The 20,280-nt window shown below is 55.1% G+C and carries 16 protein-coding genes; 11 read left to right on the top strand and 5 right to left on the bottom strand.

Going from position 1 to position 20,280, the window contains the following annotated elements; genetic code table 11:
* Window positions 1–25: 25 nt before the first annotated feature.
* On the bottom strand, window positions 26–1,477 hold the full coding sequence (locus tag HVE01_RS02110) for an alanine/glycine:cation symporter family protein (RefSeq protein ID WP_146942116.1): 1,452 nt from the start codon (window positions 1,475–1,477) through the stop codon (window positions 26–28).
* 210 nt (window positions 1,478–1,687) lie between these two features.
* Between HVE01_RS02110 and HVE01_RS02105 the strand changes: the two genes are divergently transcribed.
* Window positions 1,688–2,383: a TVP38/TMEM64 family protein gene (locus HVE01_RS02105; protein WP_125750223.1), complete on the top strand. Its 696-nt coding sequence runs from the start codon at window positions 1,688–1,690 to the stop codon at window positions 2,381–2,383.
* 8 nt (window positions 2,384–2,391) lie between these two features.
* Here HVE01_RS02105 and HVE01_RS02100 read toward each other — a convergent pair whose 3' ends face one another.
* Complete coding sequence (locus HVE01_RS02100; RefSeq protein WP_146942114.1) at window positions 2,392–4,629, bottom strand: glycosyltransferase; 2,238 nt, start codon at window positions 4,627–4,629, stop codon at window positions 2,392–2,394.
* 51 nt (window positions 4,630–4,680) lie between these two features.
* Window positions 4,681–5,109 carry a secondary thiamine-phosphate synthase enzyme YjbQ gene (locus HVE01_RS02095; RefSeq protein WP_125750229.1) on the bottom strand — a complete coding sequence of 143 codons (429 nt, stop codon included), beginning with the start codon at window positions 5,107–5,109 and terminating at the stop codon, window positions 4,681–4,683.
* A 226-nt stretch (window positions 5,110–5,335) separates the two neighbouring features.
* On the opposite strand from HVE01_RS02095, the gene HVE01_RS02090 reads away from it, so the two are divergent.
* Together HVE01_RS02090 and HVE01_RS02085 are read left to right on the top strand one after the other, a co-directional pair.
* Window positions 5,336–5,851 (top strand): lipocalin family protein, encoded by a 516-nt coding sequence (locus tag HVE01_RS02090; protein WP_146942160.1) that lies wholly within the window; start codon window positions 5,336–5,338, stop codon window positions 5,849–5,851.
* Window positions 5,852–5,868: 17 nt separating this feature from the next.
* Window positions 5,869–6,942 (top strand): tartrate dehydrogenase, encoded by a 1,074-nt coding sequence (locus HVE01_RS02085; RefSeq protein ID WP_125750232.1) that lies wholly within the window; start codon window positions 5,869–5,871, stop codon window positions 6,940–6,942.
* 80 nt (window positions 6,943–7,022) lie between these two features.
* On the opposite strand, the gene wrbA is transcribed toward HVE01_RS02085, so the two are convergent.
* The gene (gene wrbA, locus HVE01_RS02080; RefSeq protein WP_125750235.1) at window positions 7,023–7,622 is read right to left on the bottom strand and encodes an NAD(P)H:quinone oxidoreductase; all 600 of its coding nucleotides are present in this window, start codon (window positions 7,620–7,622) and stop codon (window positions 7,023–7,025) included.
* A 329-nt stretch (window positions 7,623–7,951) separates the two neighbouring features.
* On the opposite strand from wrbA, the gene HVE01_RS02075 reads away from it, so the two are divergent.
* The 5 genes from HVE01_RS02075 to HVE01_RS02055 all read left to right on the top strand — a co-directional run bounded on the left by HVE01_RS02075 (window position 7,952) and on the right by HVE01_RS02055 (window position 12,346).
* The gene (locus tag HVE01_RS02075) at window positions 7,952–8,935 is read left to right on the top strand and encodes a succinylglutamate desuccinylase (RefSeq protein WP_125750238.1); all 984 of its coding nucleotides are present in this window, start codon (window positions 7,952–7,954) and stop codon (window positions 8,933–8,935) included.
* A gap of 236 nt (window positions 8,936–9,171) precedes the next feature.
* Complete coding sequence (locus HVE01_RS02070; RefSeq protein ID WP_125750241.1) at window positions 9,172–9,942, top strand: ABC transporter ATP-binding protein; 771 nt, start codon at window positions 9,172–9,174, stop codon at window positions 9,940–9,942.
* Window positions 9,943–9,957: 15 nt separating this feature from the next.
* Window positions 9,958–10,659 (top strand): ABC transporter permease, encoded by a 702-nt coding sequence (locus HVE01_RS02065; protein ID WP_125750245.1) that lies wholly within the window; start codon window positions 9,958–9,960, stop codon window positions 10,657–10,659.
* 1 nt (window position 10,660) lies between these two features.
* Window positions 10,661–11,392: an ABC transporter permease gene (locus HVE01_RS02060; protein WP_089039401.1), complete on the top strand. Its 732-nt coding sequence runs from the start codon at window positions 10,661–10,663 to the stop codon at window positions 11,390–11,392.
* A gap of 183 nt (window positions 11,393–11,575) precedes the next feature.
* The gene (locus HVE01_RS02055) at window positions 11,576–12,346 is read left to right on the top strand and encodes a transporter substrate-binding domain-containing protein (RefSeq protein WP_089039402.1); all 771 of its coding nucleotides are present in this window, start codon (window positions 11,576–11,578) and stop codon (window positions 12,344–12,346) included.
* Window positions 12,347–12,666: 320 nt separating this feature from the next.
* Here HVE01_RS02055 and HVE01_RS02050 read toward each other — a convergent pair whose 3' ends face one another.
* On the bottom strand, window positions 12,667–15,396 hold the full coding sequence (locus HVE01_RS02050; RefSeq protein WP_146942111.1) for an AAA family ATPase: 2,730 nt from the start codon (window positions 15,394–15,396) through the stop codon (window positions 12,667–12,669).
* Window positions 15,397–15,611: 215 nt separating this feature from the next.
* Between HVE01_RS02050 and HVE01_RS02045 the strand changes: the two genes are divergently transcribed.
* Genes HVE01_RS02045 through HVE01_RS02035 form a run of 3 tightly spaced genes read left to right on the top strand, consistent with a single transcriptional unit; the run spans window position 15,612 to window position 20,263 of the window.
* A complete protein-coding gene (locus tag HVE01_RS02045) occupies window positions 15,612–16,904 on the top strand; it encodes a serine hydrolase domain-containing protein (RefSeq protein WP_146942109.1) in 1,293 nt (430 codons plus the stop codon).
* Window positions 16,901–18,577 carry a ShlB/FhaC/HecB family hemolysin secretion/activation protein gene (locus tag HVE01_RS02040; protein WP_146942107.1) on the top strand — a complete coding sequence of 559 codons (1,677 nt, stop codon included), beginning with the start codon at window positions 16,901–16,903 and terminating at the stop codon, window positions 18,575–18,577. The genes HVE01_RS02045 and HVE01_RS02040 overlap by 4 nt, the downstream gene beginning before the upstream one ends.
* A gap of 57 nt (window positions 18,578–18,634) precedes the next feature.
* A complete protein-coding gene (locus HVE01_RS02035; RefSeq protein ID WP_146942105.1) occupies window positions 18,635–20,263 on the top strand; it encodes a serine hydrolase in 1,629 nt (542 codons plus the stop codon).
* Window positions 20,264–20,280: the final 17 nt, after the last annotated feature.

Here is a 20,280-nt window from a genome sequence, read left to right as displayed (position 1 = left end):
CGTCTATCGCGTCAAAAAGTAGCGATTATTTGCGCTTTGGCCACGCGCTAGGATCTACTTTATTTGCCAATTTAGGGAATTTACTGGGATCAAACACAGGCTCTTGGCCAGCCTTCAACTGAGCGTCGTAATCACGGAACAGTGCAAAGGCAATCGGCGATAGCAGCAAAATAGCCACTAAGTTAATCACTGCCATCATACCCATGGAAAGATCGGCAAAATTCCAGATAGCACCTAAGCTAGCAACCGAGCCTACCATCACCATACCGAGTACCGCCAAGCGATAAATCAGCACCGCAATAGGCGCACGACGGCCTGCCAAGTACTCAATATTAGATTCACCGTATGAGTAGTTAGCGATCACCGAAGTGAATGCAAACAGCAAGATCGCCACGGCAATAAACATACCGCCCCAATCACCCACATGGCTAGAGAGCGCGATTTGGGTAAGCTGAATACCGTTGTTTTCTTCGCCAGCCAGCAGCTCAGGCCCAGCCATAATGATGATGGCCGCAGTGGCAGTACAAATGACCAAGGTGTCTAAAAACACGCCCAGCATTTGAATAAACCCTTGCGCAGCGGGATGGTCTGGCTGAGTACTGGCGGTCGCGGCAGCATTGGGCGCTGAACCCATACCCGCCTCGTTAGAGAACAGACCACGCTGAATACCGTTCATAATAGCTTGAGAAATGGCATACCCCATTGCGCCACCGGCCGCCTGCTCAAAACCAAACGCACTCTTAATAATGGTCATAAAGGCAGCGGGCAAATCGCTGATATTGAGCGCCACCACCGTGAGTGCCAACAGCAAATACAACAGTGCCATCAGCGGCACCACTAGCTCAGCTACTTTAGCAATCGACTTCAGGCCGCCAAATATAATGGGCGCAATCACCGCCATCAGAACTAACCCCATGGCCCAGGTGGGAATGGCAAATGCCTGTTCCATGGCCTGGGCGATGGAGTTGGCCTGTACGCTGTTAAACGCCAACCCGAACGCGATAATTAAGCAGATCGAAAACAGTACCGCCAGCCAGCGAAGCCCCAGGCCACGTTCAATATAGCGAGCCGGACCACCACGGAAGGTGTTATCACCGTGATCAACTTTATAGGCCTGGGCTAGAGTGGACTCCACAAAACTGGTCGCCATACCCACCATGGCGGTCAGCCACATCCAAAAGATCGCGCCGGGACCACCAAAATAAATCGCTACCGCCACACCAGCTAGGTTACCGGTACCAACCCGTGCCGCCAGACTGGTAGAAAGTGCCTGAAAAGAAGAGATACCGCCGTTAGATTGACGCGAACTGCGCAGCAGTTTGAACATGTGTCCAAAGTAACGTACTTGGATACCGCGGGTCATAATGGTGAAGTAGAGGCCAGCACCGATCAGCAGGTAGATCAGCACACTGCCCCATAGCAGCCCGTTGCCGCGATCAACCATCGCCGTCAACAGAGGAGGAAGAGTAAAATCCATAGGTAATGCGCCTTTTGTATAACAGTGGAGGCGCCTCATTCTTCACGGCTGCACCAAAATGGCAAGAAAAATGGAAAAATTCCTATCAGACAGCCATTACCACTAACTAAATTGGTCTCATTAGCCACGCTTAAACACCGAATATGATTTCATCCAGTTACGCCTCTAACGTATGCTGTCGCTTTTTTAGTACCAGCGACGGGGAAATAGATGTCACGCACGTTACTAAAAGGCATTGGGCTAGTTGTTGTAGTGGTCATGCTGGGTATCATGTGGCGTTGGCTTCAGCAGCAAGGCTTACTCACCGAAACCCACCTGACCGAGCTAGCGTCCACCATCAGTCAATGGAAGCAAGCTCCCTGGATGTTTGTCGCCGTGATAGCCGTTTATACCGGCTCGCTACTGATCATGTTTCCGTTAAGCCTGCTAGTCGTATTGACCGGCCTACTGTTTGGGCCGCTGTGGGGGCTGGCTTATGCCACGCTGGGTACGCTTAGTTCTTCGGTCGCCTCTTATTGGGTCGGCTATTGGATGGGGCGCGACGCACTAATGCGCTATGGCGGACGCCATTTGCGTGGGCTTTCCGGCTACTTATCCAAGCGCGGCATTCGCACCATGGCTGTGATCAATCTGTTGCCCTTAGCCCCTTTCACGCTCACCAATATGCTAGCCGGTGCGTTTCATGTTGATTTTCGCGATTACATGATCGGATCGACCTTGGGAATTGTGCCAGGGCTCGCGGCGGTAATACTGCTAGGAAGCCAATTGGGCGCCCTATTTACCGCGGCGTCTCATCAAGAATTGGTATGGGCAGTAATAGGCCTTGGCGCTGGCGTGGGACTGCTGTGGTTGCTAAAGCGTATAGCGACCTCACGATCTAGCAAAAATAACAACGACCCGGCCTGAAACAGCGGCTATTTCGCGTAATACTTGGCCAGTACCTCGGCATAGAAGTGCGCGACCGCTCCTGCAAACTTAGCGATATCATAGTCGCTAGCAAATCTTTTTGCCTGCTTGCCCAGGGTGTCTCTCAACGCGTTATCCTCGGCTAACGCCATTACTCGCTGTCCCCACTTTTGCCGATTTTGCGGCGTTTTATAGCCATTAAAGCCATCACGCACTACGTCATCAATGCCGCTAGAGCGTACCGCCACAACTGGCAGGCCAGCGGCCATGGCTTCTAAAATCACCATGCCTTGAGTTTCAGAAGTAGACGCAAACACAAAGATGTCGCCTAAGTGGTAATAGCGCGCCATCTTCTCCGGCGGCACAGCGCCCACCAAAGTTACCTGCTCCTGCAGCGCCAACGCTTCTATATGCTGTTGAATGGTTTGTCGATCAGGGCCATCACCAATTAACAATAAGCGCAACGACTGCCTGCCCAGTTTTTTCAATTCCGCCAATGCCTCCAGCATAAAACCAATATTTTTTTCTTGGCTAATTCTCGAGACACTCACCAACACCGTGTCGGTTGGATCGATGGAAAGCTGATGGCGCAGCTCTTCCAGCGCATCACGATCCGTGTCGGCGAATCGCGCCGTATCAATGCCCGTAGGCTGTATTAGCGTCGGTGTTTTCACCCCAATCATGCGTAGATACTCTTCTGCCGAGTAGGTGGGCACGATGACGCCTTGGCAGCGGTTAGAGAAGTGTTTGATCAACGAATGCGAAATCAAATTACGAAACAGAGCTCCAGGCAGCGGCACAAAATGGGCGTAATGTTCTAACCGTGTGTGATAGGTATAAACAACCGGCACACGTAGCCGCCGCCCCATCCATAGCCCCATCGACCCCAGCCAAAAAGGATGATGGACATGGATAATATCCGGCTTAAAGCGCTGCAGGCAGTGGCGAAAACGTGCACTAAACGGATTGGTCAAACGGAACTCACGCTTTTCACCAAAGGCCATCACAGTGGGTACACGCAAGATCGTCTCATCGTCTTGCCACGCCTCTCGATAACGCGGCACCAACAACTGCACCTGATGTTTTAACTCGCTTAGTCCTTGACGAAGTCGCTCAACGGAAACCGACACGCCGGAGACGAACGGGAAGTAGTTATTCGATATCATCGCCACCCGCAGGGGCTTCTCCAGATACGGTGTTGGGTCGATATCAAAATCTGGGTAATAGTGGCGCTCTTCAAAAATCAGTCGGTACAAGCGCATCGCCAGCAGTGACAACACCCCGACAATGAGCAGGAAGCGAGGGTAGCTGACGTAAAAAAACGCATAAATCGTTGAGGCAACGCTGCTGAGCATACGCCACCAGCCTGGACTATCCACATTCAGCCGAACGGGTGTTATAGCTACGTTTTCGCCATTGACCTCGACCACTACATAGTGATGAAAACTGTCATTAGCATCCATCAAAATGCCACCTGCTCCCCCCGTGGTGACGTAATCCACACCATTCAGCGATTGGTGCGAATAGAGCGACAGGTTGGCCGAAAACACACTGTCCACCGCGTACTGCTCTGACAAGCGCATAATGCCTTCACTCAGCCGTGGATCATTGAGGTAATTATCGGCTTCAAATAAGGGCGCATCGCTAATCACGTTATGCAGTGGCAAGCCAATGAACAAAAACCGATGCTGCGCTTCAGAGGCAGCCAGCTCGCGCTCTAACCAATCTAGCTGCCATGAGGTAGACGACTTACCCGTACCATCCAAAAAGATGAAATGGCTGTTACCCGCAACGAAGGAATAAAAATGCGGGCCAAAGTATTCATAGAAAAGATAACTGCCAAAATCGCTGTCTTCATGGGCGCCATAAGTCAGCACATACGGCACGCTTAACTGCTCTAAACTTTGGGAAATCGCCTTATAGCTCTCCTGCTGCCCCCCACTCACCGCATTCCCCGCTGACACCATAAAATCAATATCGCTTTGGTTCAGCCTGGGAATGATTTCATCCTGAAACACATTCACTGAATTATTGATATTACCTACTACCGCAAAACGGTAGGAGCTTCGTTCAGCGAGTTGCTCACGGATATCCGCCACTTCCCTAGTGTGCAATGCCTCAAATTCAGGCTTAGCGACATAGAGCCATATTTGGTGAGTAATCAGCCCTGCCACCAGCGCGAGGTTGAGCACAAACAGCAGTCTTAGCCAGCGCTGGCGAGTCAAGCGAAAAGAGCGTCGAAGCATGTAGAGGCGCTTATTGAAAAGAAGTCGTTAGAAAAGAAAAAAATCGGATGTTTAATTCGCTTCACGGCCGTTTATCGTTGCTAACAGACGGCGCGAACCACCCTGCTCACGGTGTTCCCCCATCCATATTCCTTGCCAGGTGCCCAGCGCCAAACGGCCATCACGTATGGCGAGCGTTAGCTGAGTACCCAATAAGCTGGAGGCTACATGAGCGGGCATATCATCTGGGCCTTCAAGGGTATGGCGAAAATAGTTTAGGCCTTCAGGTACTAAGCGGCGAATAAAGGCATCCAGGTCGTGACGGACGTCAGGATCAGAGTTTTCATTTAATGTAAGCGAGGCAGAAGTATGCATTAACTGCAGGTGCAGTAGCCCTTGACTACACTCGGCCAAGCGCGGCAATGCCCTGGCGATCTCATCCGTAATTAGATGAAAGCCCCTGGGCATTTCCGGTAAGTGAATCTCTTGTTGATGCCACATAACCACTCCTTTGTTGTAGATATTGTAAGGGCTTATTCAGTACAGAAATACCAAAACCTATTTCCATTTCCTTCCGGTTCAAGAACCACCTAAGGAAACCGTTCATGGCGCTTATTTCACCATACTGATAGATTTAACACTTATTATTCCATGCAGTCATTAGGAGCGTGCAATGCTCACTGCCGCACGAATACCAGGCAAGAAAGTGGGGGAAATCATTGGGCTTATGGCCCTCAGCAGCCTAGTACTAACCGGCTGTACCGGCATTCCTGACGGCACCGAGCCTGTCACAGACTTTGAACTTAACCGCTATTTAGGTCAGTGGTATGAAATCGCCCGCTTGGATCACTCCTTTGAGCGAAACTTAGACTGCGTAACGGCTAGCTACAGCCTACGTGACGATGGCGGTGTCCGTGTGATCAATCGTGGCTACAACCTCACAGAGCAAACATGGAATGAAGCTGAAGGCCGCGCCTACTTTATTGACGATGAAAACATCGGGCGGTTAAAAGTCAGCTTTTTTGGCCCTTTTTATGGCGGCTATAACGTTTTAGAACTGGATGAAGACTATCAGTGGGCGCTGGTATCAGGCCCGAACCGCGATTACCTATGGATTCTCTCGCGTACGCCAGTGATGGAAAGCGCGGTGGAAGAGCGGCTACGCCAGCGCGCCGCCGAGCTTAATTTCCCCACTAGTGAATTGATTGACGTTGTCCAAGATAATAGCTGTCCCGAACGCTAACTACAGAAGGAGCCACTATGGCCCACCGCATTGCTGTCATCGCTGGCGACGGTATTGGCACCGAAGTCATGCCCGAAGGCATTCGCGCCCTGGAAGCTGCCGCACAGCGTTTCAACATTGACCTTGCATTCACAACGTTTGAATTTGGCAGCTGTGACTACTACCTAGCGCACGGCAAAATGCTGCCCGACGACTGGTTCGAGCAGCTCAAGGGCTTTGATGCGCTGTTTTACGGCGCCGTCGGCTGGCCCGACAAAGTGCCCGACCATATTTCACTCTGGGGTTCGTTGCTACAGTTTCGTCGCCAGTTTGACCAGTACATTAACTTACGCCCCTGCAAACTGATGCCGGGCATCAAAAGTCCATTAGCAGGCCGCGAGCCAGGCGATATCGACTTTTATGTCGTGCGTGAAAACACCGAAGGCGAGTATTCAAGTGTCGGCGGCAAAATGTTCGAAGGCACCGAGCGTGAAATTGTTCTTCAAGAGACGGTGATGAGCCGCGTCGGCGTCGACCGAGTTCTGAAGTATGCGTTTGATCTTGCCCAAACCCGTCCGCGTAAAAAGCTCACCTCGGCCACCAAGTCCAACGGCATCTCAATCACCATGCCCTACTGGGACGAGCGGGTAGCCGAAATGGCCAAGCAGTATCCCGACATTGCGGTGGATAAATTTCATATTGATATCCTAACCGCTAACTTTGTACTGCACCCAGACTGGTTTGATGTGGTGGTCGGCAGTAACCTGTTTGGCGATATTCTTTCAGACCTTGGCCCCGCCTGCACTGGTACTATCGGCATTGCGCCCTCTGCTAATATAAACCCGGAAGGCACGTTCCCCAGCCTGTTTGAACCGGTTCACGGCAGCGCACCAGACATCGCTGGCAAAGGTATTGCTAACCCTATTGGCCAAATCTGGTCTGGTGCCATGATGCTAGAACACTTGGGTTATCAAGAAGCCGCCGATACGATGGTGAAAGCCATTGAAGACGTGTTGAGCGAAGGCGATAGCCAAGTACTTACCGGAGATATTGGCGGGCTAGGCAATACGCTAAGTCTAGGTCAAGCGATTGCTGAACGTATTCGCGGCTAAGGCTAACTAAACAATGCTAAACAATGCCTCACTGTAAAAACAGTGAGGCATTGCCTTTCAAGCGTGCTGGCAAACGGGCGTTAGCTCGCCAGCTTCGCAGTAATTTCGGCGACATGCTTACCTTGGAAATGGGCAATTTTTAGCTCGCGATCATCCGGCTGACGTGAACCATCGCCCCCAGCAAGCGTGGATGCACCATAGGGTGTTCCACCGCTCACTTTGGAAATATCAAACTGCTCTTCAATACCATAGCCAATCGGCACAATTACCATGCCGTGATGGGCTAACGTTGTCCAAGTGGAGGTAATGGTCATTTCATCACCGCCGCCGGTCCCGGTAGAGGTGAACACACTCGCCACCTTGCCACGCAGCGCGCCCTTGGCCCACAACCCACCAGTTTGGTCTAAGAAGGTACGCATCTGACCAGCCATATTGCCGAAACGCGTTGGCGTGCCAAAAATGATCGCGTCGTAATCAGCAAGCTCCTGTGGCGTCGCTTCTGGCGTTGTGAAGTCCTGCTTACCACCCGCATTTTTGAACGCTTCTGCTGGCATAGTCTCAGGCACACGTTTAACGGTCACTTCAACACCATCAACGCTTTTCGCCCCCTCTGCCACCGAGGCCGCTAGCGTATCGATGTGGCCATACATGGAATAATAAAGAACTAGTACCTTTGTCATTACCCACTCCTTGTCGTGTTTTCTGGTAGTGCTGTGTCTTGCCCGTCTTGGGCTTATGAAAAGGTCTTATGGAAAGGTCTTATGAAAATCTATTAATACAATAGCTCAGCGTAGCGTAGAAAAAAGCGAATGTTTTCGATGCCCTCCTTCGATTTTATCGATTAGAACCTTTTCATATACATCAGTGGGCATCGATACTTTTCACGCTGAATTTTCATGTTCGCACCTGCGTTTTTCATGCTATCGACGTCCCCCCTTGTGGTTAAGCTTCAGCGTGTTAAAGGTACAACATTACAAAAAGCTGACGCTCCCTGCTCAAGGAAAACTTCATGCTTGGCCAATGGCTTGATTGGACTCTCGATGACAAACACTCTTCTCCGCGGTCAGGCCGCTTTGGCAGCGGTACCTACCAATTACATGCACCGGGAATTTTAGAGATAACCCCGGCGACCGTTCGTCCAGCGGCTCATGCTTGCGTATTCTCTGCAGCGATACACGGTAACGAAACGGCCCCCGTAGAGCTGTTGGGTAGCTGGCTAGCTGCGATAGAAGCTGGCACGGTCACTCTTGGTGCTCCCGTGTTAGTGATCTTGGGCAATCTGCCTGCCTTAAAAGCCCAGCAGAGGTTTATCAGGACGAACCTCAACCGCTTATTTCAGCGCGAACTCGCCGAAACAGGCGATGAGCCTGATCGGGCTCGCGAGTTAATGTCAGCGGTAGACAGTTTTTATAATCGTCATCAGGCGCTGCCTAAACTGCACTACGATTTACACACGGCCATTCGCGGTAGCCTCTATACTCGCTTCGTTGTAGAGCCGTTCGCAGACACCGTGATCCACCCAGAGCAGTGGGAATGGCTCGCGGCGGCGGATATGCAAGCGGTGCTACACCAACACCAGCACAGTTGGACGTTTTCTCACTATAGTAAGCACTACCATGCTGCCCAAGCCTTCACTTTCGAATTAGGCCGCGTTGCGCCCTTTGGAGAAAACGATATGGCGGCATTAGCACCGATGTTAACGCTTATTAGCGCGCTTAGCGCTGGGGAACAGCCGCCTAAAAAGCCCGCTGAAACAATGAAGTTTTTCCAAGTTCAGCATGAGCTAATGCGCCAGGCTGAAAACTTTTGTCTCTGTTTCGATGAAGATGTCCCCAATTTCAGCCGCTTTGAGCCGGGCACTTGTCTCGCCAAAGATAGCGTCGCAGGTGATTTTATTGTTGGGGACACGCCTTTACATGTGGTATTTCCCAACGCAAAGGTTGAGATTGGCGCACGAGCCGCGCTGCTAGTTGCCCCTTCTCACGCCAGCTAGCGACCCAAGCACCACATTAAGAAAATTTGAACAAATGCTTTAACAACAATAACGTAGAGGCTTTTCAAGGCTTATCAATGTGTATTAAACAAACGTTTTTCTTATTAATCGCATAAGGAAAGCACGCAATACGCACAAGGCCTGATAGAATCGCCCCTTTTTTCGCGCTAGCCGCCTATCAAGCACATGTCTTAAACCTGTTGCTGTAGCGGCAACCCTGTACTGGAGCCACTGTTATGGCTGATACGCCTACCCCTCTTGAAGTGCGCAATATAAAAAAGCGCTTTGGCGATACAGAAGTTCTCAAAGGCCTCTCTCTCGAAGCTCAAAAGGGTGATGTCATCACTCTGATAGGTGCCTCGGGGTCTGGCAAAAGCACCTTCTTGCGCTGTATGAACCTCTTGGAACAACCTGACGAGGGTGAACTGTTCGTTCATGGCGAGCAGATTCGCTTTAAAACAACCAAACATGGCCGCGAACCTGCCGATTGGAAACAAGTCGTGCAAATGCGTGCCAAGCTGTCGATGGTTTTCCAGAGTTTCAACCTATGGGCCCACATGACATTGCTTGAGAACATTATCGAAGCACCTATTCATGTCCTGGGAAAACCCAAAAAAGAAGCTATCGAACACGCACGAGCGCTGCTTGAGCGCGTTGGGCTAAGCGCACGCGCTGATGCCTACCCGGCGCAAATGTCGGGCGGACAGCAACAGCGCGGAGCAATTGCCCGAGCGCTCGCGATGGATCCCGAAGTAATGCTGTTCGATGAGCCAACGTCGGCGCTTGACCCAGAGCTGGTCGGCGACGTTTTGAAAGTAATGCACGGCTTAGCCGATGAAGGGCGCACCATGGTGGTGGTCACTCACGAGATGAGTTTTGCCCGCGATGTATCCAGCAAAGTGATTTACCTGCACCAAGGCTTGGTAGAAGAAGCTGGCGCGCCAGCTGATGTACTGGGCAATCCGCAATCACCGCGCTTAAAGCAATTTCTGGCCCCCAAATACTGATCAGCGAGGCACACCATGCTTGATTTGCAAGGTTATGGCCCCCGCCTGATCGAAGGGGCGGGCATTACCATTCAATTAGCGGTTCTTTCGCTTATTCTGGCCATTTTACTTGGCTTGTTAACAGCGACTGCCAAAATGTCACGCAGTTGGCTCCTGCACCGCATTGCAACGGTATACACCACCGTTATTCGCGGCGTGCCCGATCTGGTACTGATGATGCTGCTGTTCTTTGGCGGTCAAATCGGTGTCAATGCCATTAGCGACATGCTGTACGACAGCTATGGAATTGATATTTATATTAATTTTAATGCATTCGCGGCGGGTGTTCTGACAATCGGCTTCATTTTTGGCGCTTACATGGGTGAAACCTTCCGCGGCGCTTTCATGGCGGTTGATAACGGCCAGATTGAAGCAGGAAAAGCGTACGGTATGAGCAGCGCTTTGGTATTTCGGCGTATTCGCTTTCCGCAAATGATGCGCCACGCACTCCCTGGCTTATCTAACAACTGGATGGTGCTGCTTAAAACAACGGCACTGGTATCAGTGATCGGTTTGACAGATATGGTTCGCGTCGCTGCGGAGGCTTCCCGAGCCACCCATGAACCCTTTACTTTCTTACTTCCCGTCGCAGCGGCTTACTTGCTGATTGCTAGCGTATCCGAGTGGATCTTCGTGCGGCTACAAAAACGTTACGACATTGGCTTTGGGGGGCAATGAGATGCTGGATATTTCTGCGTGGTTCAACGACCTGCTAGCTGGCAACGTAATTTTCACCCCAGATACGTTAGGCTACTACTGGGAAGGGCTAGTCACGACAACCCAACTGGTATTCCTGTCTTTGGTAGCGGGCTTAATACTGGCAGTGCCACTTGCCGTTATGCGCAGCTCAAAGCATAAGTGGATTAGTTTACCCATCTATTTTTACACCTATGTCTTTCGTGGCACGCCACTGCTGATTCAGCTATATATCATTTACTATGGCGTGGTATTTGTTGACGGTATCCAAGAAACATTTTTGTGGCCAATCCTGCGGGAAGCTTTCTACCCCGCGCTGATTGCCTTCACGCTTAATACGGCGGCCTATACTACTGAAATTTTCCGAGGGGCTATCAAAGCGACATCCAAAGGGGAAATTGAAGCTGCCAGGGCTTACGGCATGTCACAAAACCTGATGATGCGGCGTATTATTCTGCCCAGCGCTTTCCGACGTGCCCTGCCCGCCTATGGCAACGAAGTTATCTTTATGCTGCATGCCAGCGCCATTGCCAGCGTCGTCACGCTAATGGATCTGACAGGGGCTGCACGCTTCGTTTATGCCCGCTTCTACGCACCGTTTGATGCTTTCTTATTTGTAGCAGTGATCTATCTTTGCCTCACATTTGCCATTTTGTACTTCTTCCGCTTCCTGGAGAAAAAGCTGTTGGCCCACTTAAGGCCGCAAAATAACTAGCATCACGAGAACCGTATCAAGAGCACTTAACAACAAAAGCATCGAGTGATAAAAACAGCCTCGTTTGTTGCACCGTCAAACAAACGTTGGTTCATAGCAACGCTCCCTCTTTTCGTTCGCCCCAACCTAGGGTACGTTAAAGGGGATCACCTCTAGTGAACCTGCTTTCTACGGAGTATAAGAATGAAGAAATTACTAACAGTATCTGTGCTTGGTTTAGCCATTGCCGCGGCCTCTTCTGCCCAGGCGCGGGATTACGACCATGTACGTATTGGCGTCGACGTTCCCTATGAACCAATGGAATACCGCACAGCCGATGGTGAACTGACTGGTTTTGATATCGACCTGGGCAACGCCCTATGTGATCAGATGGGTGTGACCTGTGAGTGGGTCGAGCAAGAGTGGGATGGCATTGTTCCTGGCCTTTTATCACGCAACTACGATGCCATTATGTCGTCGATGACCATCAATGAAGAGCGGCGCCAGACACTGCTCTTCTCCGACCCCTATATCACCATGCCCGGTGCTTGGTTCGCTCCAGCAGACAGCGACCTAGAAGAGGCTACAGTGGAAACCCTTGAGGGTTTATCCATTGGCGTACAGCGCGGCACCACCTATGACAACTTCGCCACCGATACCCTCGGCGACACCGCGACTATCAACCGCTACTCCACCGCCGATGATATGGTGCTGGATATGGACGCCGAGCGTCTGGACGCTGTCTTCCTGGAGTTTTCAGTAGGCAAATCTACCCTACTTGAAAACGAAGATAGCGACTACAAAGTAGTCGGCGAGATGGTTACCGAGCCCAAGGAAGTTTTCGGTGAAGGTTTTGGTATCGCCTTCCGCCAGCGTGACGAAGCACTCGCTGAGAAATTCAACGAAGCCCTTGCTGAATTGAAAGAAAACGGCACTTACGACGAAATTTTCGCTCGCTACTTTGGCGAAGAGTAAGCGCTAGCAGCCTGTGTATGCCTCCCCATCTCGGGGAGGCTTATACCGCGAGAAGCTATCATGCACACTTTTCTTCTTTCAGCGCCCTTCTGGTTGCAATTGCCAGCTCTAGGCGCACTCCCCCCAGGTACTAGCGGCGATATCGCCTGCTTTTATCTGAGCGAATGGTTCGACGAATAGCCTTCCCCTCTTTGCCCCCAGTGCCACCTAACGCCTCTAGCGTGATTGTGTAATGCACAATTTTGAACACAAAAGCTGAGATTTAATTGCTGCAAAGCGACTCGTTCCGCAACTGCCGAGGCCAACTTTTGTACCCGCTCTCACGTGACCAGTTCGATCCTGCCCTGCGCCCGCGCTACGGCTTCGGCATGGGCGAGCGCTCGGCTGGCAATATCGGGGCGACCCGCCTTTTGAGCCAGCCCAGCGCGCAGTCGGTGAAGCTCGGCCAAGTACCAGCGTTCGCCGCTCGCCCGGACGATCGCGAAAGCTTGACGCAAGGCATGCATTCCAGCGACTGGATCACCCATATTTCCCGCGACCTCTGCGGCGAGCCCATGGCCAAAAGGTAGCGTGACCCTCACGCCCATCGAGTTGAAAGCCGAGAGCCCCGCTGCAATCCGCGAGGCCCCGACTGTATCGCCGGCCATTGCCTGCGCCCAGCCCGCCAGCATCTCACCTGCGTCGCCCCAAACGGGCACCGCCTCACTCCGGCACAGGGCAACAAGCGCTTCAGCCCGCTCGCGGGTCAGTCCGACATCGCTACGGAGACGCGCACAGACCGCCCCGCACCAGAGCATCTGGGCGCGCCCAAAGGCGGTGCCCAGTCGGTCGGCGCGCGCACTGCCAGCGGTAAAGTGCCGCTCAGCCTCTGTCGAGGCGCCAGTCAGTTCAGCGACACAGGCCGCGTACTGGCGACATACAACCTCAGGGTCCTCACCGAAGAGGACATTACCGTTCTGTTCGGCATGGCGGGGGGCGATTTCCAGCACGGCGGCGATTTCTGCGGCGCAAGCCGGTAAAGCGCCGGTGAAAAACCGAGTCTGCCCGACAGCGTTATGGGCTACCATCGCCATATGTGCTGGTGCATGCCCTGCGAGAGCCTGCAGCCCTAGCGCGAGATCTTCGGCGCGGGTCAGTTCAGCCCGCGTCAGGTGATCGTTCCAAAGCCCTGCGAGAACCGGGATCGTCGTAGCGGGATCGCCGACCTGGGCAGCTAGTTGCCCCGCGCGGCGGTAAACCTCCCGAAGCTCTTCCGCAGTAAAGCCATCCGAGACAATGAGCGCCGCGCCAAGCCCAAGCAGGGCATCGAGTTCAGTCGCGCGGTCGGCCTCAGGGTTCGTCGTACCAGCCCCGCTGCCTCGGGTCAGCAGGTCCCGTGCTCTGCGGAACTGCTCTGCTGCATCCATGGAGGCACCACGCGCCTGCGCACGCCACCCCGACAGCACACGATAGCGTGCGGCACGCGGCCAGTCGGCGCCGCGTTCAAAGTGATCGGCCAGTACGGGGGCAATCTCACCCGCTGCATTACCGTGGCTGGCCTCCAGCCGCAGACCGACCCTTCGGTGCGTGCCTTGCCTGTTCGCTGCCGGCAACCCATCGTAGAGCGCTTCGTGATGTAGCGCGTGCCGGAAGGCATAGCGCGTGGCCACCGATCCGTCGGGTCGATAGCTGAGGCCCGCACGGGTGATAAATCGTCGGTTTCGGGCGAGGAGTTCTAGCTGCCGCTCTGCCGCCTCCACCCCGTCGCGGTTGTCGGCCAGGTCAATCGCGGAAAAGTTCGATCCCGCTACACTGGCGGTTTCAAGCAAGCTGCGCTCCTCAGCCAGCAGGCGGCTAGTGCGTTCAGTCTCGATCAGGGTACGGACACTGGGGGCGATGGCTGCGACCAACGCTTCAGGAGAGCTGGAAAGCTGCCAGCCAGTCTCGTCGCGCCGCACAAGACCTTGCGCCTGCCAAAAGTCTGCCGCCGCATCAACAAGCATGGCATGACCCTCGGTTCGGTAGGCAAGAGTCTGAGCCAAATCAGGAGGAAAAGCGTTACCCTGGAAGCGCTCTGCAAGGCATCCAGACACTGCCGCCTCATCGAGACCACCAAGGGTGATCAACCTGCAGTCTGGCTGCCGACTTAGCTGACTCAGTGTTGCCGCAAGCGTTCCAGCGCGGTCTAGTTCATCATCGCGATAGCTACCCAGCACCAGTAATCGCGCCGGAGTGCGTTGTAGCCCCCAAGCCGCTAGCCAAGCTAGCGTACTGGGGTCTGCCCAGTGCAGATCCTCAAGCACGAGAATACCAGGGCGGCCACGGGTCAGCCGCTCCATCAGCGCGGAGAACTCCCGCAGCATTGAGTCGCGGCGAGTACGGTCCAACGCTTCCGCCTTCGAGCGACGCCCAGGTTGTTGCTTGACCCAAGAGGGAGCGACGAGTGGCAGAAGTCGCGCCAGCGTCCCCCCCTCAGGCCCGGCCATAAGTTGCGTCAACACATCCATCAGCAGCCCGTAGGGCTCGCGTGCGCCAGGGTGCGCAATGGCCTGTCCCCAGGCGACCCACAGCGGTGTGCGCTGGGGTAAACCAGCCTCAAATGCTTCCAGAAGGCGTGTCTTACCGGCCCCTGCCTCGCCCGAAATAAAAGCCAGCGCCCGTCGACCGCGCTTGGCGGCGTCGGCCCTTTCGCTTAGAACTTCCAGCTCTTTATCCCGCCCGAGGCAGAGTACCGTCGATGCCGTTATAAGACCCTCAGACGCAGCGCCGATCAGCGCGATCGGACGCGTCAGCCGGTAGCCCCGGCGACCCACTGTCTCGATCAGCCCGGCGTCTTGGGCGCTGTCGTCCAGCATCCGGCGTAATTCGCGGATGCACTGTTTGGGGCCTGCCTCGTTGCCATGGCTATTGCCCCATATCATGCGCCGCAAATCAGCCGTGCTGACCACTTCGCCTTGTTGCTCCACCAATGCCACCAAAACAGACAGGGTCTTGGGACGCAGGCGCATCTGTACTTCGCCACACAGCAAAATGCCTTCGCTTAGGTTTACCTTGATATCTTTCGAAATCATGCCGTAGGGGGCCTCGGAACTGACTACCCCAGGCCGTAGCGCACGAATGGCGGCAGCCGTTAGGTAAAGGGCATAAGCGGATTAGTAAAGCGCAAATTATACCCACATTGCACCTTAATTGAACTTTACATTTGTTTGTTTGCAATCATAAATGGGCTATCTTCGCTTTCGAAGCAATCCAAGTAGCAAGTGCATAACAAACAAGGGACAGGCACATGACAGCGATCAGACTCCATCACAGAACGGCCCGCCAGTTTCGGCCCAGCCTCTCGGTCTGTGCTGTGGCTTTTGCCCTCGCGGCCCCGGTTACAGCGCAGGCTCAAGATCAGGCGCAGCAGTTCTGCGTGGCCGACCCGGCAGCGGTAACGGCTCGTGCAGCCATCACGCCACCCGACACGCCGCTGCCTGAGACGCTGGCCGACGCCCTTGATGCGGCCGCGCTTGGGGCACTGGACGGGGCCGCTGCGCCGGGGATTATTGCGGGCGTTGTCACACCCGAGGGCAGGTGGAGCGGTGCTTGGGGCGTTGCGGACCCCGAAACCGAGGCTGCGATGGAAGTCGGCATGCATACCCGGATCGGATCGATCACCAAGACCTTCACCGGTACCGCCCTGATGCAACTGGCCGAAGCTGGCAAGCTATCACTCGACGATACGATCGACCAGTATGTGTCCGGCATTCCCAATGGCGATATCATCACCCTACGCCATCTGGCCAGCATGACCAGCGGCCTGCTGAGCTATACTCAGGCTGACCCTTTCCTTGATCAGTTCTTCGCAGATCCTAACTTGCCTTATACGCCGCAGGAGCTGCTCGATTTTGCCCTCCCCGGTTCACCGATCTTTGCGCCGGGGGAGGAATTCAATTATTCAAACACCAATACCGTGCTGCTGGGCCTCGTGATTGAGCAGGTGACCGGGCAAGATATCGACACTGTCTTTGCTTCGATGATCCTGGAACCACTGGGCCTGGCAGAGACCATCGGTCCTGACGGTGCCACCCTTATGCCAACGCCTTATCCGCAGGGATTTACCCTGCAAGGTGATGCTGCCACGCCGACAGCGCCTTCGAACGCGACGCATTGGAATCCGTCTTGGGGATGGACAGCGGGCGGAATGATCTCAACTCTCGACGACCTGCTGGTTTATGGGCGATCCCTCGGCACAGGCAAAGGCCTGTTAAGCGCCGAGACACAGCACCAGCGCCTGCGGTCCTTCCCCGAACCGGCAGGCTACGGCATCGCCATGGGATGCGTCGACGGCTGGGTCGGCCACACGGGCGAACTGCCGGGTTACAACACGACGGTGTTTTACGACACGACGACAGACACGACGGTAGTCGTCCAGGCTAACAGCGACATCCCTTCGGGCGATTGCGGGGATGAGGACGTGCTACCGAATAACCCCGACGAACTTGCGTGCAGCTCGCCCGCTAGCCGCGTGTTTGAGGCGTTATCCGTCGCCCTCGGGCATCCGTTTTCTATGCCACCGACGGTTCCGGCAGAGTGAGCGCGTTAACATTGCAGCTCCATCCCAGCTGCTCCTCACCCCTTCGCTTGGGCGCACTGGCACTGCTTTGCGCCTGTTACGCGGGCCCGGCCTTTTCACAGGGCTTGCCGAACGTCGACCGTATCCTCTCCGAGCAAACTGTCATTCTACAACGCTATGAACCGCCGCCACAGGTGGGCAGTGTCGCCATTGGCGTGCAGGACGAACGCGACAAGATCGACTTAGATCGCGCCAAAAGCATCCGTTTTCGCTTAAACTCGGTGCACATTGATGGCGCGCGGACTCTACCCTTGCCGGCGTTGACGCCAATCTGGCAGGGCAAAATCGGCACCGAAATTACGCTAGCTGACCTTTACCGCATGGCAGATGCTGTTGACGCGGCCTATCTCGCTGCGGGCTATTTTTCCAAGACAGTGGTGCCGGTGCAGGATTTTTCTGACGGACAGATCCAGCTGCAGGTATTCGAAGGCTATGTCGACCGTATCGAGATCAACAGCAATATCCCCGGCATCGAGAACCGACTGTCCCCTTACCTGCAACGTATTCTCGACATGCACCCGATTCGGGTAAAGGCGGCCGAGCGCGAACTATTGTTAATGAGTGATCTTGCCGGACTGTCGATTGAAGGCACGTTTGTGCGCCCCGAAGGCGCGACGGGCGGCGGAGTGCTGCGGCTGGAGGTCGCCCAGCATCGCAGCGCAGGAATGATCGGGCTCGATAATCTGGGATCCGACGCCGTTGGCCCACTACAAATGGCCAGTATGGTGACCCTAAACGATGTCCTGCGCAGGTTCGAGACCACCAACCTAACCGGCGTCATCACACCGCAACACCCTGACCGGATGACACTGCTTCAAATGATGCAAAGCTATCCGATCAGCTCGAACGGGCTTAGCGCGGGCTATAGCGTTGTTTATCTGCGCCAACACCCCGACGGAGGAGCTGGTGCGCCAGACATCGATGTGACATCAGCCATAGGCACGGCGTTTATGTCCTATCCGTTTCTGCGGACGCTGGACAGGTCGCTCTGGGGGCAGGCTGAGCTGACGGTGCGTAACGATGACGTGGACGTTTTTGGCTCGGCCGCTGCCCGCAGCCGGATCCGCTGGGCGACGAACTCACTGCAATATAGCCAGAGCTTTGAGACCTCCGAGATCAACCTCGAAGGAGCGTTGAATCTCGGCACGAACTCGGATATTGATCTGGGCGCGGTGCCGGATGACTTCCACTTTGTTACCGCCGAACTGGACTACACACAGGCGCTCAGCGAGGCGACGACAATGACATTGTTGGCTCGCGGCCAGTACTCTGGCAGGCCCCTGCCGGGGGCTGTTCAGTTCGGCATTGGAGGCGAGACTTATGGCAGAGCCTTCGATAGCGGCACCATCTCTGGCGACAAAGGTGCAGCGGCCTCGGCCCGGGTAAGCCACGAGCTCGATATCGGGCTGGCACTCCTGCCCACGCTTTCAACCTCGGCCTTCGTGGATTACGGCGCAGCCTGGTCCGACGACGTCACCGGACACATGTATCTTGGCTCCTATGGAGTGGGCCTTGGTGGAACGTTAGAAGAACGGCTGAATTTCCAGGTTATCGGTGCGCTTCCTTGGACCCGTTCTGACATAGTGGACGACAAGGGGGGCAAACTAATTTTCCAACTGGCAATGCCCTTCTGATCCGCTAGGAGGTATCGCCTCACCTGTCGCGCCACCCATCCCACAGGAGATCCTGACATGACCACATCGAAAGCCACACGCCCCCTTATGACCTCGGCCTTGAGCGTTCTTAGCGCTGCCGCCGCATTGCTTGCGTTCAATGCTCCGCTCCATGCGGAGACGCTGCCAGCCATCACCTTGCCGGACCCGGCGATCTCTCCTGCGCGGGTGAACCTACTGCCAGTGCCGCAGGCACGGATCGATGAGGCGGTCGCTTCGCTGGATGAGTTGGCACAGGATATGTTGGAGCGAACCGGGGTACCGGGCCTCGCCGTTGCCGTGGTACATGGGGAAGAGACACTGCTGATGCGCGGCTGGGGGCTACGGGCGGAGGGCGCGGAGGAACAGGTTGATGCGGATACGGTCTTTCTGCTCGCTTCGTTATCCAAATCTGTCGGAGCCACGGTGGTGGCCACGCAGGTTTCGCAAGGGACCGTCAGTTGGGATGATCCGGTGCGCAACCACTTACCGTGGTTCGACCTGGGCGATCCCTGGGTCAGCAATCATGTCACCATCGGGGATCTCTATGCGCACCGCTCGGGCCTGCCGGACCACGCCGGTGATGATCTCGAGGATATAGGCTATGACCGTCGCGCTGTACTGGAGCGGCTGGCGCAGCTGCCCATGGGGCAGTTCAGAGCCGATTACGCCTATACGAATTTCGGCCTGACGGCTGCCGCAGAGGCGGTAGCCACCGCAACCGGCAAGGACTGGTCAACGCTCTCGGAAGAGGCGCTCTATGGTCCGCTCGGCATGGAGGCAACCAGCTCGCGCCACTCGGATTACATGGCGCGCGATAATCGCGCCGCTAGCCATGTGCCGGATGCCAACGGCTTCCGAGTGGCAGACCTGCGCCAGCCCGATGCGCAAAGTCCGGCGGGTGGGGTAAGCTCCAGCGTGCGAGACATGGCGAAATGGATGAAGCTGGTGCTCTCCAACGGGCGCTTTGCAGAGCAGCAACTGATTGCGCCCGAAGCGCTCGTGCCCGCGCTTTCACCACATGCCATCAGCAGCCGCCCCGGTGACGCGGCCGATCGGGCTGGTACCTATGGTTACGGATTTGGCGTCGGGGTGCGTCCCACTGGGCGTGTCGTGGTGAGCCATTCGGGCGCCTTCGCTTTTGGTGCGGCGACCTCCTATTCGATGCTGCCGGACCTTGGGCTTGGGATCATCGTGCTGACCAATGCCACCCCCACGGGTCTCCCCGAGGCGCTGACGGCCAGCTTTCTTGATCTGGCAGAGTTTGGTGTGGAACAGCGCGACTGGCTGGCGGCCTACGGGCCACGCATAGCACCGCTCTCTGCCCCGGCCGGAGATCTGGTGGGTGTGACACCTCCGACTGAGCCCACTGAGGCCCGACCTGCCGACGCTTATGCAGGGGACTATGGCAATGCCTATTTCGGGGCGGCTGAGGTGCGTGAGACCGCTGACGGTTTGGTACTCGAAGTTGGCCCCGCGCCACAGCACCTGCGGTTGACCCACTGGGACGGCGATCGCTTTGTCGCCTTCCCGGTGACAGAGAACCAACCAGAGGGCTCGGTTTCGCAGGTTGAATTCACCATGGGTGCGGATGGAAAAGCAGAAACGATGACCGTTGAGCATCTTAACGAGGCGGGCCTTGGAGAATTTCAGCGGCCATTTAGCTGAAAAGCTCTGTCACCCCT

The organism is Vreelandella venusta (assembly GCF_007989605.1).
GTDB lineage: Bacteria > Pseudomonadota > Gammaproteobacteria > Pseudomonadales > Halomonadaceae > Vreelandella > Vreelandella venusta.
This window is presented reverse-complemented; position numbering and strand designations above follow the sequence as displayed.

Excerpts from the sequence above, each read along its gene's own strand:
- HVE01_RS02110 (WP_146942116.1), bottom strand. The coding sequence starts at position 1,477 with ATGGATTTTACTCTTCCTCCTCTGTTGACGGCGATGGTTGATCGCGGC.
- HVE01_RS02105 (WP_125750223.1), top strand. The coding sequence starts at position 1,688 with ATGTCACGCACGTTACTAAAAGGCATTGGGCTAGTTGTTGTAGTGGTC.
- HVE01_RS02100 (WP_146942114.1), bottom strand. The coding sequence starts at position 4,629 with ATGCTTCGACGCTCTTTTCGCTTGACTCGCCAGCGCTGGCTAAGACTG.
- HVE01_RS02095 (WP_125750229.1), bottom strand. The coding sequence starts at position 5,109 with ATGTGGCATCAACAAGAGATTCACTTACCGGAAATGCCCAGGGGCTTT.
- HVE01_RS02090 (WP_146942160.1), top strand. The coding sequence starts at position 5,336 with ATGGCCCTCAGCAGCCTAGTACTAACCGGCTGTACCGGCATTCCTGAC.
- HVE01_RS02085 (WP_125750232.1), top strand. The coding sequence starts at position 5,869 with ATGGCCCACCGCATTGCTGTCATCGCTGGCGACGGTATTGGCACCGAA.
- wrbA (WP_125750235.1), bottom strand. The coding sequence starts at position 7,622 with ATGACAAAGGTACTAGTTCTTTATTATTCCATGTATGGCCACATCGAT.
- HVE01_RS02075 (WP_125750238.1), top strand. The coding sequence starts at position 7,952 with ATGCTTGGCCAATGGCTTGATTGGACTCTCGATGACAAACACTCTTCT.
- HVE01_RS02070 (WP_125750241.1), top strand. The coding sequence starts at position 9,172 with ATGGCTGATACGCCTACCCCTCTTGAAGTGCGCAATATAAAAAAGCGC.
- HVE01_RS02065 (WP_125750245.1), top strand. The coding sequence starts at position 9,958 with ATGCTTGATTTGCAAGGTTATGGCCCCCGCCTGATCGAAGGGGCGGGC.
- HVE01_RS02060 (WP_089039401.1), top strand. The coding sequence starts at position 10,661 with ATGCTGGATATTTCTGCGTGGTTCAACGACCTGCTAGCTGGCAACGTA.
- HVE01_RS02055 (WP_089039402.1), top strand. The coding sequence starts at position 11,576 with ATGAAGAAATTACTAACAGTATCTGTGCTTGGTTTAGCCATTGCCGCG.
- HVE01_RS02050 (WP_146942111.1), bottom strand. The coding sequence starts at position 15,396 with ATGATTTCGAAAGATATCAAGGTAAACCTAAGCGAAGGCATTTTGCTG.
- HVE01_RS02045 (WP_146942109.1), top strand. The coding sequence starts at position 15,612 with ATGACAGCGATCAGACTCCATCACAGAACGGCCCGCCAGTTTCGGCCC.
- HVE01_RS02035 (WP_146942105.1), top strand. The coding sequence starts at position 18,635 with ATGACCACATCGAAAGCCACACGCCCCCTTATGACCTCGGCCTTGAGC.